This window comes from Allofournierella sp., from assembly GCF_017889395.1.
Taxonomy (GTDB): Bacteria; Bacillota; Clostridia; order Oscillospirales; family Ruminococcaceae; genus Allofournierella.
On record NZ_JAGHKE010000055.1, the window covers coordinates 1 to 16,268 of the forward strand.

At 54.9% G+C, this 16,268-nt stretch carries 18 protein-coding genes, 1 tRNA gene, 1 pseudogene and 1 riboswitch; of the genes and pseudogenes, 16 read left to right on the plus strand and 4 right to left on the minus strand.

The genetic code is table 11. The annotated features are described in order from the left end of the window. Positions 1-5: 5 nt before the first annotated feature. A riboswitch (TPP riboswitch) is annotated at positions 6-105 on the minus strand. A gap of 61 nt (positions 106-166) precedes the next feature. Further along, a complete protein-coding gene (locus J7G73_RS08110; protein ID WP_291245883.1) occupies positions 167-625 on the minus strand; it encodes a low molecular weight protein-tyrosine-phosphatase in 459 nt (152 codons plus the stop codon). Positions 626-784: 159 nt separating this feature from the next. On the opposite strand from J7G73_RS08110, the gene J7G73_RS08115 reads away from it, so the two are divergent. The 4 genes from J7G73_RS08115 (at position 785) to J7G73_RS08130 (ending at position 4,002) form a co-directional block, all read left to right on the plus strand. Continuing rightward, a complete protein-coding gene (locus J7G73_RS08115; protein ID WP_291245884.1) occupies positions 785-1,672 on the plus strand; it encodes a LysR family transcriptional regulator in 888 nt (295 codons plus the stop codon). 81 nt (positions 1,673-1,753) lie between these two features. Further along, entirely contained in the window at positions 1,754-2,119 is a 366-nt protein-coding gene (locus tag J7G73_RS08120) for a MerR family transcriptional regulator (RefSeq protein WP_291245885.1), read from the plus strand. 3 nt (positions 2,120-2,122) lie between these two features. Continuing rightward, the gene (locus J7G73_RS08125) at positions 2,123-2,845 is read left to right on the plus strand and encodes a carboxymuconolactone decarboxylase family protein (protein ID WP_291245886.1); all 723 of its coding nucleotides are present in this window, start codon (positions 2,123-2,125) and stop codon (positions 2,843-2,845) included. 65 nt (positions 2,846-2,910) lie between these two features. Then, complete coding sequence (locus J7G73_RS08130) at positions 2,911-4,002, plus strand: aldo/keto reductase (protein ID WP_291245887.1); 1,092 nt, start codon at positions 2,911-2,913, stop codon at positions 4,000-4,002. A gap of 72 nt (positions 4,003-4,074) precedes the next feature. Here J7G73_RS08130 and J7G73_RS08135 read toward each other — a convergent pair whose 3' ends face one another. Next, positions 4,075-4,977, minus strand: a complete 903-nt coding sequence (locus tag J7G73_RS08135) for a LysR family transcriptional regulator (protein WP_291245888.1) — start codon at positions 4,975-4,977, stop codon at positions 4,075-4,077. 155 nt (positions 4,978-5,132) lie between these two features. Here J7G73_RS08135 and J7G73_RS08140 point away from each other — a divergent pair. From J7G73_RS08140 to J7G73_RS08180, 9 genes and pseudogenes are all read left to right on the plus strand, one after another. Further along, a pseudogene (locus tag J7G73_RS08140) lies at positions 5,133-5,891 on the plus strand (SDR family NAD(P)-dependent oxidoreductase). Between the two features lie 57 nt (positions 5,892-5,948). Continuing rightward, a complete protein-coding gene (locus J7G73_RS08145) occupies positions 5,949-8,006 on the plus strand; it encodes a glycoside hydrolase family 3 C-terminal domain-containing protein (protein WP_291245889.1) in 2,058 nt (685 codons plus the stop codon). 15 nt (positions 8,007-8,021) lie between these two features. Then, positions 8,022-8,990: a glycoside hydrolase family 3 N-terminal domain-containing protein gene (locus J7G73_RS08150; protein WP_291245890.1), complete on the plus strand. Its 969-nt coding sequence runs from the start codon at positions 8,022-8,024 to the stop codon at positions 8,988-8,990. Positions 8,991-9,347: 357 nt separating this feature from the next. Beyond that, on the plus strand, positions 9,348-9,581 hold the full coding sequence (locus J7G73_RS08155) for a hypothetical protein (RefSeq protein ID WP_087293649.1): 234 nt from the start codon (positions 9,348-9,350) through the stop codon (positions 9,579-9,581). A 66-nt stretch (positions 9,582-9,647) separates the two neighbouring features. Continuing rightward, positions 9,648-10,361 carry an alpha/beta hydrolase gene (locus tag J7G73_RS08160; protein WP_291245891.1) on the plus strand — a complete coding sequence of 238 codons (714 nt, stop codon included), beginning with the start codon at positions 9,648-9,650 and terminating at the stop codon, positions 10,359-10,361. Beyond that, entirely contained in the window at positions 10,316-10,591 is a 276-nt protein-coding gene (locus J7G73_RS08165) for an alpha/beta hydrolase (RefSeq protein WP_291245892.1), read from the plus strand. Before J7G73_RS08160 ends, J7G73_RS08165 begins: the two co-directional genes overlap by 46 nt. A gap of 15 nt (positions 10,592-10,606) precedes the next feature. Next, entirely contained in the window at positions 10,607-11,776 is a 1,170-nt protein-coding gene (locus J7G73_RS08170) for an iron-containing alcohol dehydrogenase (RefSeq protein WP_291245893.1), read from the plus strand. Between the two features lie 16 nt (positions 11,777-11,792). After that, entirely contained in the window at positions 11,793-12,275 is a 483-nt protein-coding gene (locus J7G73_RS08175; protein ID WP_291245894.1) for a flavodoxin family protein, read from the plus strand. A 78-nt stretch (positions 12,276-12,353) separates the two neighbouring features. Next, positions 12,354-12,983, plus strand: coding sequence for a cyclophilin-like fold protein (locus J7G73_RS08180; protein ID WP_291245895.1), 630 nt, complete (start codon positions 12,354-12,356; stop codon positions 12,981-12,983). Between the two features lie 148 nt (positions 12,984-13,131). Here J7G73_RS08180 and J7G73_RS08185 read toward each other — a convergent pair. Together J7G73_RS08185 and J7G73_RS08190 are read right to left on the minus strand one after the other, a co-directional pair. Continuing rightward, positions 13,132-13,207, minus strand: a tRNA-Ala gene (locus J7G73_RS08185). A gap of 148 nt (positions 13,208-13,355) precedes the next feature. Further along, positions 13,356-14,183: an RNA methyltransferase gene (locus tag J7G73_RS08190; protein WP_291245896.1), complete on the minus strand. Its 828-nt coding sequence runs from the start codon at positions 14,181-14,183 to the stop codon at positions 13,356-13,358. Between the two features lie 287 nt (positions 14,184-14,470). Here J7G73_RS08190 and J7G73_RS08195 point away from each other — a divergent pair, with 287 nt between their 5' ends. The 3 genes from J7G73_RS08195 to J7G73_RS08205 form a co-directional block, all read left to right on the plus strand. Continuing rightward, positions 14,471-15,223, plus strand: a complete 753-nt coding sequence (locus tag J7G73_RS08195) for a response regulator (protein ID WP_143424679.1) — start codon at positions 14,471-14,473, stop codon at positions 15,221-15,223. Beyond that, entirely contained in the window at positions 15,192-16,073 is an 882-nt protein-coding gene (locus tag J7G73_RS08200; RefSeq protein WP_291245897.1) for a HAMP domain-containing sensor histidine kinase, read from the plus strand. Before J7G73_RS08195 ends, J7G73_RS08200 begins: the two co-directional genes overlap by 32 nt. After that, positions 16,066-16,268, plus strand: a 203-nt coding sequence (locus J7G73_RS08205) for a hypothetical protein (protein ID WP_291245898.1), incomplete at its 3' end; no start/stop codon positions are given. The genes J7G73_RS08200 and J7G73_RS08205, both read left to right, overlap by 8 nt.

Consider the following 16,268-nt stretch of genomic DNA (forward strand, 5'->3'; position numbering starts at 1 on the left):
GAACCGGGGCTTCAGAATTGCTTCCCTACGCTGGTATGAACCAGATCAGGTTCGTGGGGTCAGGTTTTACCTTCTCAACTCCGAAGAGTCCCCCCAGAATTCCAAAATGATTTAAATTTCGCTATTTACTATACCACCGGGGAAAAGTGCTGTCAAGCGCGGCAGTTCAGCCCCGGCCTTGCAGCTGCGCCAGCAGGCCCTGGCAGCCGGCCAGCACATCCTGCCAGGTGCGCTCAAAATCGCCGGTGTACCAGGGGTCCGCCACCTCGCCCGGGCGATCGGTGTAGTCCATCAGCAGATGAAGCTTGTGATTGGGGTCACCGCCGCAGATGTGGTTCATGTTCCGCAGGTTGTTCTGATCCATGCCGATCAGCAGGTCGAATTGGTCGTAGTCCGCGGCAGTCATCTGGCGGGCGGCATGGCCCTGGCAGGTAATGCCGTGCTCCGCCAGCTTGCGGCGGGCGGGAGGGTAAACCGGGTTGCCCAGCTCCTCCCGGCTGGTGGCGACGGAGGCCACCTGAATCTGCTCCTCCAGCCCGGCCCGACGCACCAGGTCCCGCATTACGTATTCGGCCATGGGGCTGCGGCAGATGTTGCCTAAGCACACAAAAAGTATTCTGGTCATAGCACAATAATCCTTTCCGGGGAAATTTTGCGTTTTCACTGTTTTATGGACCTATTGTAACCTGCTTTGCACAAAATGTAAAACCCTGCGGCAAAGGAAGCTGCCCTTGTCTGCCCGGCGGTTCCGTGATAGGATGTTGGAAAGAGGAGGGCAAAAATCATGGATCTTCGAGTGCTCAAATACTTTCTGGCCGTGGCCCGGGAAGAAAACATTACAAAGGCAGCGGCACTGCTTCATTTGACGCAGCCCACCCTTTCCCGCCAGCTGATGCAGCTGGAGGAGGAGTTGGGGGTTAAGCTGTTTGAGCGCAGCCGCCACCGGATTATTCTCACCGACGACGGCATGCTGCTGCGCCGCCGGGCGCAGGAACTGGTGGACCTGGCGGACAAAACCGTGCAGGAATTCCGCAAAGAGCCGGAGCTGCGGGGCGTGATCTCCATCGGCAGCGGCGATCTGGAGGGCATGCATCTTCTGGCCGGGTGGCTGGCCTCTTTTCAGGCACTTCATCCCCAGGTGACCTACCAGCTCTACAGCGGCAATGCCGACAACACCAAGGAGCGAATTGAAGGCGGCATGCTGGATCTTGCCCTGCTGCTGGAGCCGGTGGACATCAGCAAATACGATTTCATCCGTCTGCCGGTGAAGGAGCAGTGGGGTGTACATGTGCGGGAGGATTCGCCTCTGGCGCAGAAGGAATGCGTCACCGCGCAGGATCTTTCTCAAGTTCCTCTGATCCTCACCCGCCGTGAAGTGATTCAGAAAGAGCTGGAGCATTGGATGGGCCACTATGCCCAGCAGATGCGGGTGGCGGCCACCGGCAACCTGCCCTACAATATGACCCTTCTGGCTCGGGAGGGGATGGGGGCGTTTCTCACCATCCGGCTCCGCTGCAGCTATGAGGGGCTGCGCTTTCTACCCCTGTCGCCCGCGCTGGAATCCAGCACGGTGCTGGCCTGGAAAAAGACCGAGACCTTCCCGCCTGCGGTGGCTGCGTTGCTGGAACATATCAAGAAATGCCTTTCGGGTATTTCTGAAACTGCAAAATAAGTATTAGACAGCTTTTTGATAGCGATTTACAATGTAGATGTCCGGCCAGGGCATCTGCATTTTTGTTTTTGGAGGCAGCGTATGATCATTCAGGAGGCAAGCGAGCGATATCAGATTCCCATGAATATTCTGCGGGAATACGAGAGTTGGGGATTGTGCGGAGCGGTCAAAAAGGTGATGGGTGCCTGGCAGTACGACGATTCCGATCTGGAACGCCTGAGCGTCATCATGACTCTGCACGACATCGGCTTTAACACAGAGGAAGTGGAGACCTACATGCGGCTGCTGTTGGAGGGCGAGGCCACCGGGGCTGAGCGTCTTCGCATGCTGGAAAAGAAGCGGGCCGCCGCCCTGGACGAAATCCATTTCAAGGAGCAGCAGCTCCGGCGCCTGGATTATCTGCGCCACGAAATTCGCAAAACACAAACCGGAACAGGAGGCAAGTGATCAATGATCAAACAAACGGCAGGAAGAAACGGACTGGGCGACCTTGCGCCCAAATTTGCCCAGCTCAACGACGATGTGCTGTTCGGTGAGGTGTGGTCCCGGGAGGACAAGCTGTCGCTGCGGGATCGCTCCCTGATCACCGTGGTGGCATTGGTGTCCAAGGGCATCACCGACAATTCCCTGAAATATCATATTCAAAATGCAAAAAATCATGGCGTGACCAAAACCGAGATGGTGGAGATCATCACCCACATTGCTTTTTATGTGGGCTGGCCCAATGCCTGGGCGGTTTTCCCCATGGTGCGGGAAATCTATGCCGAGGAGAAAGCCGCTCCCTCGGATTCTCTGTTCGGCCTCGGCCAGCCCAACACCGCCTATGCGCAGTATTTCATCGGCAACAGTTATCTGAATCCCCTGAACGCCGAGGGGGTAAACGTGTGCAACGTGACCTTCGAGCCCCGCTGCCGCAACAACTGGCACATCCATCACAAGGGCGGGCAGATCCTGCTCTGCACCGATGGCGAGGGCTGGTATCAGGAATGGGAGCAGCCTGCCCGCAAGCTGCACCCGGGCGACGTGGTCTATATCGCGCCGGAGGTCAAGCACTGGCATGGCGCCGCGGCGGATGAATGGTTTACCCACATCGCCATCGAGATCCCTGCGCAGGGGGCATCCAACGAATGGCTGGAGCCGGTGAACGACGACCAGTATAACAGCCTCGTCTGAGCCATCAGGCAAAGCGGGGCAGGCCGGGGCTCAGTTGCCCGCAGCGACAAAGGAGAAGGCAGCGAATGGAATACAGAACCAACAAACGAACGGGCGATAAAATCAGCATGCTGGGGTTCGGTACCTCCTATATTGCCCAGGCAAAGGAGGCGGACGCAGTCGCCACAATCCGCCGGGCCTATGAGGGCGGCGTGAATTATTTCGACCTGGCAACAGCGGAGGGCAGAACCTTCCCGTACTTCGGCACGGCCCTTGGGGACGTGCGCAAAAATGTGATGTATCAGGTGCACTTCGGCGCGGATTATCATACCGGAACCTACGGATGGACCACCGATGCGGAAGCCATCAAGCGCAGCATCGACTGGCAGCTGACCCGGCTGCATACGGACTACATCGACTACGGTTTTATTCACTGCATCGACGAGTTGTCCGACTGGCAGGAGTACCAGGACAATGGGGCCTATGCCTACCTGATGCAATTGAAACAGCAGGGCGTGGTCCGGCACATCGGGCTTTCCTCCCACACGCCGGCCACCATCCAGCGAGTGCTGGACGAAGCGCCGGTGGACATGCTCATGTTCTCGGTGAATCCGGGCTACGATTACCAGAAGGGCGAATACGCCAAGGGATCGGTGGAGGAGCGTGCGACCATCTACCGGCGCTGCGAGGCGGAGGGTATCGGCATTGCGGTGATGAAGCCTTTCTCCGGCGGTCAGCTGCTGGATGCCTCGCTCTCTCCCTTCGGCCGGGCACTGACCCAGTACCAGTGCATGCAGTATGCTCTGGACCGGCCCGGGGTGCTCACGGTGCTGCCGGGCATGAGCAGCGTGGCGCAGGCCGAGCATCTGCTGGGCTTTTTCAATGCTTCCCAGCAGGAGCGGGACTACTCCATGATCGGCTCCTTCAGCCCGGCGGATGCGGTGGGCAAATGCGTTTACTGCAACCACTGCAAACCCTGTCCGATGGGGATCGATGTGGGTTTGGTGAACAAGTATTATGATCTGGCTCGAAACGGAGATTCCATGGCTGCTGAGCATTACCGCGGTCTGGAGCAGGGTGCAGAGGACTGCGTGCAGTGCGGTCATTGCAACAGCCGCTGTCCCTTCCGGGTGGACCAGATGGCTCGCATGCAGGAGATTGCCGCCTATTTCGGCTGAGCATTTCCGGAACGGCCAATAAAAATGCCTGTGTCCCGGCGGTTTTCCGCCGGGCACAGGCATTTTTGTTTGTCATAGGTCGGTAAGCAGGCCCATTTCCTGCTGCAGTTCATTCAAAAAGCATTCGGCAGCCTTGGAAAGAACCTGATAGCGTTTCCAGATGATGGAGGCTTTTGCTTCAATCATGGGAGAAAGGGGGCGGAAACAAAGGTTGCTGTCGCCGCTTACGTTGATCAGCTTATCAAAGCAGACCGCATACCCAAGCCCTTCCTCTACCAGCAGCGAGGCATTGAACACCAGATTGTAGGTGGCCACCACATTCAGCTTTGAAATGTCCTGCCCGAACCAGTTGGACATGGGCCAGGCGTCGGCTTTCTGGGCGGAAAGAATCAGGGGCTTGTCCATCAGGTCCTGGGGCTGAACGGTATCCTTTTGTGCCAGAGGAGAATCCTTGCGCATCAGTACGCCCCAGGTATCATGGACGGGAATCTTGATGGTATTATAGATGCTGGTGTCCACCGGGCTGTAAACCACGCCGAAATCAATCAGTCCCCGGTCCAGATGTTCTTGCACAAAGGCTGCGTTTCCGCTGAGAATATGGTAGTGGATGTCCGGATGTTTTTCCTGAATGTGTTTGGCAGCTCTTGCGAAGATACGAATCAGGTCCGATTCACCGGTACCGATGTACACGTCTCCGGCGATCACCTCGTTGGACAGGGAAATCTCGCTTTCCGTCATCCGTACCAGCTCCAGAATCTCCTCCGCCCGTTTGCGCAGCAGCATGCCCTCCTCGGTCAGCAGCACCTTGCGGGAACCCTTGGTTCCACGAATCAGCAGCTGCTTGCCCAGCTCGTTTTCCAATGCCTTCAGCTGGGTGGAAAGGGTCGGTTGGGAAAGATGCAGCGACTCCGCCGCCGAGGAAATATTCTGCTCCCGGGCCACTGCCAAAAAGTATTGCAGTACACGAAGCTCCATGTTCGTCACCTCCTACTTTCAGTATAATTGAAAATTCCATAACTTTAAACTATGGAAATGAATTAAATATAAGTGTTTAATATGGAATTTCCGCCGCTTTATAATGAAGCCAGAGATCAGGATCGATAAAGGAGGTTGTCATTTTGGAAAAGGAAATGCTGAAAGGAAAGGTGGCTATCATCACCGGCGCCAGCTATGGCATGGGGCAGACGATGGCGGAGCTGTTTGCAGAGGAAGGCGCTGCCGTAGTACTCACGGCCAGAGGACAGGAAAAGCTGGATGAGGTGGTGCAGGGCATTCGCGCCAAAGGCGGCCGCGCAGTGGGTGTAGTGGCGGATGTCTGCTCTACCGAGGATACATAGCGGGTGTTTGAGACCGCCCTGCGCGAGTTTGGGGATGTGGATATCCTTATCAACAACGCGGGAATCGGTGAACAGAAGATGATTGACGAGACCGATGATGACTGGATGCTGCTGGTGATGAACACAAACCTGGGCGGCCCCATGCGCTATATCCGCGAGGCCCTGAAAATCTTTATGCCCAAAAACGATGGCGTCATCATCAATATCTCATCTGTGAACGGTGAGCGCCCCTTCTGTGGAGCTACCTACACCTCCACCAAGGGTGCGCTGAATACACTGACCAAGAATGTGGCTATGCGGCTCATCGACACCAACATTCGTTGCAATGCGGTGGCTCCCGGCGCCACGGTGACCCCGGCCCACATCGCCAACAAGGCCGGGGAGCAGCCCGGCGGTGCAAAGATGTTGGAGCACAGCGGGCATTTTGTGTATTTCCCCGGCCCGGAGTGTGACCCCATAGACCAGGCCTATGCCTGCCTGTTCCTGGCCAGCAAAATGGGACGTCACGTCAAGGGCCAGGTGATCCAGGTCTGCAACGGTGCATTCCTGTAAACAGCGGCAACACGCTGCAGAAGCAACAGCGAAAAAACAAAAACGGAGGCAATTTGAATGATTCAACTGCTGATTGATCTGCTGACACCAATCTTCACATCAATGGGCGTCAGCGCAACCGATGTGCAGACCTACGTGAACATGCTCAGCGGCTATATCTACACCATCATCGGCCTGTTGGCAGTGGCTATCATTGTTATGGTGGCTGCCCATTTTCTGGTAAAAAAGGGAACACGTCACGTGGTGCGCTGGAGCGCAGCACTCGCCTGGGTTCTAGCCGTGGCGATCATCGCCAACATCATGTGCTTTGGGCCGCTTTACAACAATCTTTCGCCCATCATGAACACTCGAGATCAGGTGAGCGAGGAGTCGATTGCAAACAGCAAGGCGGTAATCAAAGAGGTTGGTGAGGAGGGCATGGTCCTTCTGGAGAACAACGGCGTTCTGCCGCTGGCTGATACTACCAATCTGAATGTGTTCGGCTGGGCGTCCACCAATCCAATCTTCGGCGGTACCGGTTCCGGCTCTTCGGATAACAGTTCCTCTGTGGGAATTCTGCAATCGCTGACCGACGCCGGCATTTCCTACAATCAGGAAATCATCGACATGTACACTGAATACAGCCCCACCCGCAACCTGGGCGGTAATGTGGTAAGCGTTACCTATACCGACTGGTCGCTGCCGGAGCCGCCGGTGGAATATTACACGGACGAGCTGATGACCAACGCGCAGAAATTTTCCGATACGGCGATGATTGTCATCTCCCGTTCCGGTGGGGAAGGGCAGGACCTCCCCACCGATATGAATGCCATCATTCACGATACTTATGACCTGCGCGATTCCGTGGCAAACGGCAACGAAAACTACAATTACACCAACTGCAATTACACCAACAACAGCACGGAATACGATGACTTCGACCCGGGTGAGAGCTATCTGGAGCTGAGCAACACCGAAGAGGCGATGATTGAAAAGGTTTGCTCCGCCTTTGATAAGGTTGTGGTGGTGATCAATGCCAACAACACCATGGAGCTGGGCTGGGTGGAGCAGTACCCCCAGATTGGTGCCGTCATTCTGGCTCCCGGCACCGGCGAGAGCGGCATGTCTGCGCTGGGCGAGATTTTGAACGGCTCAGTGAATCCCTCCGGCCGCACGGTGGATACCTATGTGTACGACGTGAAGCAGACACCCTGGTACAATAACTTCGGCAGCTTCACCTATAACAATGTGGACGATCTACGCGCCGCCCTCACCCAGGCGGACCCCGCCTATCAGGGCGTGATTGCCTTCGTCAATTATGTGGAAGGTATTTATGTGGGCTATAAATTCTACGAAACGGCCGCAGAGGAAGGTCTGATTGATTACGATGCCGCGGTTCAGTATCCCTTCGGCTACGGTCTGAGCTATACCAGCTTTGCTCAGGAGATCACGGAGTTTTCCGACAATGGGGATACCGTGTCTCTCACAGTCAACGTAACCAACACTGGCGATGTGGCCGGTAAGGACGTGGTGGAGGTTTACTTCACACCGCCCTATACCAACGGTGGCATTGAAAAGGCTTCGGTCAATCTGGTGCAGTTTGCCAAGACCGCCCAGCTGGAGCCGGGCGCGTCCGAGACGGTCAGCTTCACCATCGACAAGGAGGATTTCGCCTCCTACGATTCCGGCTGCATCAAAACAGCCAATGGCGGCTATGTGCTGGAGGCAGGGGAGTATGCACTGTCCATCCGGTCGGATTCCCATACCGTGCTGGACAGCGTGACCTTTACGGTGGGGAGCGATGTGGATTACAGCGCAGACGGCCGCCCGTCCGACAGTGCCGTGCCCACCAATCAGTTCCAGGATTATTCCGCCGGCAATGTGACCTATCTTTCCCGTGCAGACGGCTTTGCCAACTATGCCCAGGCGACGGCAGCTCCTGCGGAAGAGGCCTATTCCATGGACGAGGATACCCTGGCCCGCATCACGGAAAAATCCGTGGCCTATTATGACCCCACGCAGTACGATGATCCGAATGACGAAATGCCCGTTACTGGCGCTGACAATGGCCTGAGCCTGGCGGATTTCACCGGCAAAGCCTACGATGACCCGCAGTGGGAGGAGCTCCTGGATTAGCTGACCTTTGATGAAATGTTCAACCTGGTAAACCTGGGCGGCTTCCAGACGGTGGCCATGAAGTCGGTGGGCAAGGTGCAGACCATGGACTCCGACGGCGGCACCGGCTTGAACGACTGGTACATCGGCGTATTCGGAACCTCGTTCCCCACGGCAGTGCTGATCTGCCAGACCTGGAACACCGAACTCACCTATCGTACCGGCGAGGCGCTGGGCGCAGAGTTTGCCGATTGTGAGATCTGGGGCTGGTACGGCCCGGGCATGAACACCCACCGCAACGCCTTCTGCGGCCGCAACTTTGAGTATTATTCCGAGGACGGCGTGCTGGGCGGCTATATGGCGTCCGCCATGGTAAACGGCGGCACCAGCAACGGGATCTATGCCTACATCAAGCACTTTGTCCTCAACGATCAGGAGACCAACCGCTGCTCCTTCCTGCTGACCTATTCCGACGAACAGGCCATCCGGGAGATCTACATGAAGCCGTTTGAGATATGCGTGAAGGCAAACCGGGACATGGGCGGCGCTGCTGCCGGATATCCCATGGCAGTGATGACCTCCTTCAACTTCATCGGCGATGTATACTGCGGCGCCAATCCCGACCTGCTCAACGATGTGCTGCGGGACGAGTGGGGCTTCCAGGGTATGGTGCTCACCGACTGGGATGGCTCCTATGGCTACCAGCTCACCGACGATGTGGTGCGGGGCGGCGGCGATCTGATGCTGGGCTTTTTGCAGCACGAATCCAATCAGCTGACCGACCGGGATTCTGCCACCCTGGTAAAGGCGATGCGTCAGGCGGCGAAGAATATCTTCTTCACCACTGTGAACAGCGGCGCCTATACCCGCAGTGCCTCCGGTACCGGCCTCAGCCCCATGGTGAAGACCTTCATTGCCATTGATGCAGGCATCCTTGCCGCAGTGGCAGCGGTGGAAGCCATTGTGATTGTGCGCTGGCGCAAAAAGAGCAAAACCAAGGTCTGAGTCTTGAAAAACGGTCCTCTCTGATTTGTGGAAGAAAGAAATAAAAAACACCTGTGTCCCTGGCGGAGGCTCCAGCCGGGGGCACAGGTGTTTTTGCGAGAGAGTTCTTTTTCCTTTCCGTCGCGGCATCCGTGGAGCAGGGGGCGCTTAATAGCGCGGAAGGATGTGGGCTTTGTGACATAAAACTTAAATAGTTTTTTGCTATGCAGGTGCATTAATGATAAGTATTTGATATGAGTTTTTCTCGCAACTATAATGAAAAAGGGAAAGAAATGGCAAACGTCAGGTTTTTCCCGGTACACAAAGAAACGATTGCCATCGTTACCGGCGCAGAAATCAAGAGGGAGCGTAAGGTGTATGGTCCATACCATTACGGAACAGGATTTGATTATCAATTTAAAGGCCGCGGGGGTTGACGGCGCATTGCTCCAGGAGTTTCTGGATTGCTGGAAAGCAGGAAAAACGAAGGAACAGCTTCGGCTGCTGGCGCAAAAGCGAGAAGGCCTGCTGGAGCGGGTCCATCGGGAGGAAAAGCAGATTCAATGCCTGGACTATCTGGTTTATCAAATTGAGAAGGAAGAAAAGCATTGAATCAAATCCTTCCAATGCAGCAGGCTGAACAATATGATGCATTTGTCACATGAAAGGAGAAAAACAATGAGCGAGTATATTCATGCTTTGAGTGAGAATGTGGAGCGAACCCATGTCCGCTATCCCAATCGATATGGCCTGATGCTGGCCGGTGATTTGTACACTGCAAAGGATATGGACAAAACGAAGCCTCAGATGGCGTTGATCGTAGGCGCGCCCTATGGCGGCGTCAAAGAGCAGGGGCCTTGCGTCTACGCCAACGAGCTGGCCCAAAGAGGCTTTGTCGTGCTGACCTTTGACCCCTGCTATATGGGCGAGAGCGGGGGTGAGCCCCGGCATGTGTCGTCCCCGGAGATGTTCACCGAAAACTTTAGCGCAGGCGTGGATTTCCTGGGCCTTCAGCCCTTTGTGGACCGGGGGAAAATTGCCGTTCTGGGCATTTGTGGCAGCGGCGGTTTTGCGCTGGCAGCCACTCAGGTGGATACCCGTATCCGTGCGGTGATCACCACCAGCATGTATGATATGAGCGTAGCTGCCCGATTGGGTCAGTCGCAAGAACAGATTCTGGCGGCTAAGCAGGCTCTGGCAGCGCAGCGCTGGAAGGATGCCGAAAATGGATATATGCCCGAATATATCCCGTTCTTCCCGGAGACCCCATGGAAAAGGTGCCCGAAGGCTTGGAGGAGCCTACTGCCGAGTGGTTCCGGTTCTATGCTGTCAAAAGAGGGCATCATGTGCGTGCACGGGGCGGCTTCACCACCACCAGCAATATTCCCCTGATCAACTTTGATCTGCTTAGCTACCTGGATGAAATTAGCCCCCGCCCCATTCTGTTTGTGGTGGGTGACCGGGCACACTCCCGCTTCTTCAGCGAAGAGGCATACGCCAAGGCGCAGGAGCCCAAGGAGCTGTATGTGGTGGAAGATGCAGAGCATATCGATTTGTATGACCGCACAGACCGTATTCCCTTTGATAAGATTGAGGCGTTTCTCAAAAGCACTCTGAAATAACAGGAGGAATAGATTATGTTGGGGAATTTCACATATTGCAACCCGACTAAGCTGTATTTTGGCGAAGACGCCCTGAAAGGGCTCTATCAGGAGCTGCCGAAGTATGGTCAGAATGTGCTGCTGGTTTACGGCGGCGGTTCCATCAAGAAAAACGGTATCTATGATGATGTCATGGCGATCCTCAAGGAATGCGGCAAGACGGTTGTAGAGGACAGCGGCGTAATGCCCAACCCCACCGTAGAAAAGCTGTATGAAGGCTGCCGGAGAGCACAGGAAGGCAAGGTGGATCTGATCCTCGCGGTTGGCGGCGGTTCTGTTTGTGATTACGCCAAAGCGGTTTCGGTGTCCACCCATTGCGAGGAAGATCCTTGGGAAAAATACTATCTGCGCATGGAAGATGTGGATAACGAAATCATCCCGGTGGGCTGTGTGCTAACGATGGTGGGCACCGGATCGGAAATGAACGGCGGGTCGGTCATCACAAATCCGACTCAGAAGCTGAAGATCGGCCACGTGTTCGGCGAAAATGTCATGCCTCGATTCTCCATTCTGAATCCTGTGTACACCTTCACTCTCCCGAAAGAGCAGATGGTGGCCGGTTTCTTTGATATCATGAGCCACATTCTGGAGCAGTATTTCTCCGGCGAGGACGACAACACTTCCGACTATGTGATGGAAGGACTGCTGCGCTCTCTGATCCACAGTTCCCGCATTGCGGTCAAGAATCCCACCGATTACGAAGCACGCAGCAATATCATGTGGATCGCAACCTGGGCACTGAATACCTTTGTAGCCAAAGGAAAATCCACCGACTGGGAAGTGCATATGATCGGCCAGTCCATCGGGGCTTATACCAATGCCACGCACGGAATGACGCTCTCCTCAGTGTCCATTCCGTATTATCGGTTTATCATGCCCTATGGCCTGCAAAAGTTCAAGCGCTTTGCGGTGAATGTATGGGATGTGAACCCGGAAGGCAAAAACGACGAGCAGATTGCCGCAGAAGGCCTTTCCGCCATGGAAGCATGGATGCGGGAAATCGGGCTGGTGATGAACGCAAGAGAGCTGGGTGTCACAGAGGAGATGCTGGATGGAATCGCCCAGGGCACCTTCCTTCTGCAAGGCGGCTACAAGGTGCTGAGCCGTGAAGACGTTGTTCGCATTGTGAAGGAGAGCATGCAGTAAAAGGGAGAGAGTACCCATGAATATTTTAGTCCTGAATGGGAGTCCCCGGGCAAACGGCAACACTGCCTCCATGGTCAATGCCTTTGCAAAGGGGGCACAGCAAAGTGGCCATCGGGTAGAGGTGGTCAGTGTCTGTCAAAAGAAAATTGCCGGCTGCCTGGCCTGTGAGTATTGCCATACCAAGGGCGATGGCCGGTGCATTCAGCAGGATGACATGCAACAGGTTTACCCTCTGCTTCAGGAAGCCGAGATGATCGTATTGGCGTCACCCATTTACTATCACAGCTTCACGGGTCAGCTGCAGTGTGCCATCAATCGTATCTACGCTTTGGATAAGCCGAAAAACCTCAAAAAAGCTGCCCTGATCATGAGCTCCGGCAGCAACCATGTCTACTGTGGTGCCATCTACGAGTACCAGAACTCCTTTTTAAACTATCTGAAGCTGGAGGACATGGGTATTTTCTCCGCTTTTGACAAAGAGAACAAGTCAGAGGCATAGCTGGAGGAACTGCGGCAATTCGGGCTGCAGCTGAAATAAGTCTTCCTGACCGTATTTAACAAACAAGGGGGAGGTTTCATGAAAAAAACAGGGTGCGTTCTGCTGGTGGGCCTGTGTGCGGCTTTGCTCACTGCCTGTGGCTTTGGTGGCTCATCCGCGTCGGATGTGGGCAGCCTTCCTGCTGTGGAAAGCAATGTTCAACAGGTGACGGAGGATATGCAGCTGAGTGAAACCAGTGGTTCAACTGAAAACAACAGTGAATCCTCTTCGGTTGAGGACAATACAAATGCCGACATTACTGTGGAGAAGGAAACCTCCGATGAAGAAAGTGAGGAAGAGGCCATCATGCAGCAAAATACGTTTTATGTGAGTGTGGGAGAAAAAGTTTTTTCTGCAACCTTTGCCGACAATTCCGGTGCGCAGGCTTTGAAAGAGCTGCTGGCAGACGGAGACATTACGATTCGGATGAGTGATTACGGCGGCTTTGAAAAGGTGGGCTCCCTCGGTCAGAGTTTGCCCACAGAGAACAGCCAGACGACCACCAAGTCCGGTGATATTGTGCTCTATCAGGGAAGTCAGATCGTGATTTTCTACGGCTCCAACTCCTGGAGTTATACACGGCTTGGCAAAATTGATGACCTGGCCGGATGGCAGGAAGCGCTGGGAAACGGAGATGTTGCTGTGACTCTCTCGATGCAGGATAAATAATATGCAATAACAACAAAGCCGCAAAATCATCTGATTTTGCGGCTTTGGTGCATATTGTGCATATTGAAAAAGTGTGGCGAAGGTGGCAAGAGAGTAAGTAAAAAGTGAATAAGTAAAACCCCCGGATGCTAATGCATCGGGGGTTTTCTGGTGGACCTGGAGGGATTCGAACCCTTGACCTCTGCGATGCGAACGCAGCGCTCTCCCAACTGAGCTACAGGCCCGTATGAAGATTACCTTTCATATTTTACTCTATTTTTTTGAAAAGTCAATACCCAAAAGTAAAAAATCGAGCACGTTTTTGATTTTCCGGCCAGAGCAGTTCAAACGCAAAGAAGCGGTTTGAAAACGCTCTGGCCGAAGAAATCCAATTCAGCGAAGGCGCAGTTGCCAGAAGGCCACAGCACTGGCGGCGGCAACGTTCAGCGAGTCCACACCGTGCTCCATGGGGATCATCACGGTGTAGTCGCACCGGGCAATGGTATGATGGCTCAGTCCGTCGCCCTCAGTGCCCAACAGAACGGCCAGTTTTTTCTCCTGCCGCAGCTGCGGGTCGTCGATGGAGATCGCCCAATCATCCAGCGCCATGGCTGCCGTGGCGAAGCCGTGCTGGTGCAAAAGTCCCATGCCGGCCTCCGGCCAATCGGCTGGGCAGTTGCCGATGCGTGCCCAGGGTACTTGAAAGACAGTGCCCATGCTCACCCGTACCGCCCGGCGGCACAGCGGATCACAGCAGGTGGGTGTGAGCAGGACCGCGTCCATGCCAAGAGCGGCGGCCGAGCGGAAGATCGCGCCCATATTGGTGGAGTCCACAATGCCCTCCAGCACAGCAATACGCTGTGTGTTGCTGAGCAGCAATTCGGCGTTTTTCGGCTCAGGGCGCTGCATGGCGCACAGAATGCCTCGGGTGAGGGCATAGCCGGTAAGACTGGCCAGTACATCCCGATCGGCGGTGTAAACCGGTGTTCCGGGGCAGCGTTCCATCAATGGAGCGCCTTGCCCCTGCAAATGCCTCCGTTCCATTAAAAAGGAAAGGGGAACACAGCCGGCGTTCAGAGCCAACTCGATTACCTTCGGGCTTTCGGCGATGAAAACACCGCGCTCGGCTTCCATCCGGGCGCGTAGTTGGGCTTCGGTCAACCGGGCGTACACATCCAGTTCCGGGGCGGATAAATCGGTGATTTCGATGATCTCATTCATATTATAATATACTCGCTTGTATTACAGAGTGGATTGACGAGAAAAGCAGGCGCTTTTCTCTGTTCAGAATGTTTTTATTATAGCATGCCGGAGACCACAGCGCCAGGCGAAGTAAAACGAAGAATAAAACCTGTTGCGCGGTATGACATATTTCGCTACTATTATATTAGGCAATGATACGCCCAAGCGGCCGAAGACACTGTAGCGTGCGGTGCTAAGGTACGAAAAAGATAAATGGTGGGAAATTTTACGTGAAAAAAAGCAATCGCAAACAGGTGTGGGAGGCAGTGAAGAGCATCATGTTGGTTTATGCCGACCCCATTATGCTGCAAACCCTGAACTGCCTGCTGAATATGAACGGCTACCAGGTCGTAAATTCCTTTCAGACCGGGCGTAGCGCTCTGCGCTTTTTAAAGAGCGGCCCGCAGGTGGACCTTGTTTTGCTGGGCTGCTATCTGCAGGATATGGACACCGTGCGATTTCTGCGGCAGATGGAGCAGGAATGTGCAGACCGACACCTGCGCGTGATTCTGACCGGTCCGGCCCGGTATATTGAACTGGTGGAACAGGGTCACTTGTCAAACTGTGTGGATTATTATATGATAGAGCCATACGATTCGGACGATCTGCTGTCGGCACTGGCGATGTTTTCGCCGGCACGCCGCTTCCCTCAGGTCACACCGCTGGATAAAATCATTCACCGTCAGCTTCGCGTGCTGGGCGTTTCCGATACAATGGAAGGATATTGGTATCTGGGTGGCTGCCTGCAGGAGTGGCTGCGCCTGATCGGCGACGGACAGGTTCCCCAGATGAAAAGTGTTTTGCCGGATGTGGCGCGTTATCATGGGGTGGCGGTAAAAGCGGTGGAAAGCGGGATTCATCGGGTAATCCTGCAGCTGAAAAAGGAGGGGAAGATTCCTGCTCCTTACCAAAAGATGAAGCCGTTTCTCGGCTGGCTGGCAGATCGCGTCTGGGCGGAATCCTTGCAGGAAGGTTTGAGCGACGGTTATGAACAAGAGCCTGGAACAACAACTGTATGAAGAAAATCAGAGGGGGGCACTGTGCTCCGGCCTCTCTCACGAGATTTATCAGGCACTGTCTGCGATCCGGGCTTCCAGCGGTCTTTTGCGTCAGGCAATGGGCAAAGAGTCTCCCCAGGCTTACGGTCAGCTGAGCTGGGTTTTTGAAAACATCGATCAAAGCACCCTGCGGCTCAGCCGGGTGGCGGAAAACCTGCAGGATCTGTTGCAGGCGGAACGGGGCACGCTGGTGCCGCGTCTGGAATCTCTGGACCTGCAAAGCCAGTATTCCGAGGCCATGGAGCTGCTGACCAACGGCGCGAAGCTTTACGGCATTACGCTGGAATGGGAATGCGATTTGGAAAAGCCGCTCTTCCTTTCGGCAGACAGCGACTGGGCCGATAAGATCCTGCTGCATCTGGTGACCAACGCAGTGTTGTGCAGTGAGCGGGGGCAGACGGTGAAAGTTTCGCTGCGGCTTCAGGAAACAGCGCTTGTCCTTATGGTAGAGGACCGGGGGCCGGGCCTGCCCGACTGGGTGCAGGAGCATCTGTTCGAGGCGTTTGTGGGGCAATATGATCCCATGGGCGAGGGGGCGGCCGCGGGCGCGGGGCTGGGCCTGTATCTGGCGTATATGTATGCAGGTGCCATGGGCTGGACACTGGAGCTGAATAGCTCGAAGCAGGGAACAAGAGCCAGTGTTCTGGTCCCTCTTGCTCCGGCTGACACTTCGGTAACTCCTGCTGCCGAGTCGGTGCTGCGAAGCGATGGGGGCGGCTGGCAGGGCTCTGTGCAGCGAAGCCGCATTTTGGCGGAGCTGGGTGTATGGCAGGCCCGCAAGCTTGTCAGGGAAGAACAGGAAGATGGGTAAAAGGGTTACGCCGGGGAAGCATTTCCCCGGCATTATTTTTTGTTTATTGTTTACAAGAAATACGTTTTATTGTAAAATAGGAACAAATATAATATGGATCAGGCGGTGTATTGGTTTTGGATACAAAATACAAGCGTATTTTATTGAAGGTCAGCGGGGAGGCGCTGGCGGGCAGCAAGGGCACCGGGTTCGACG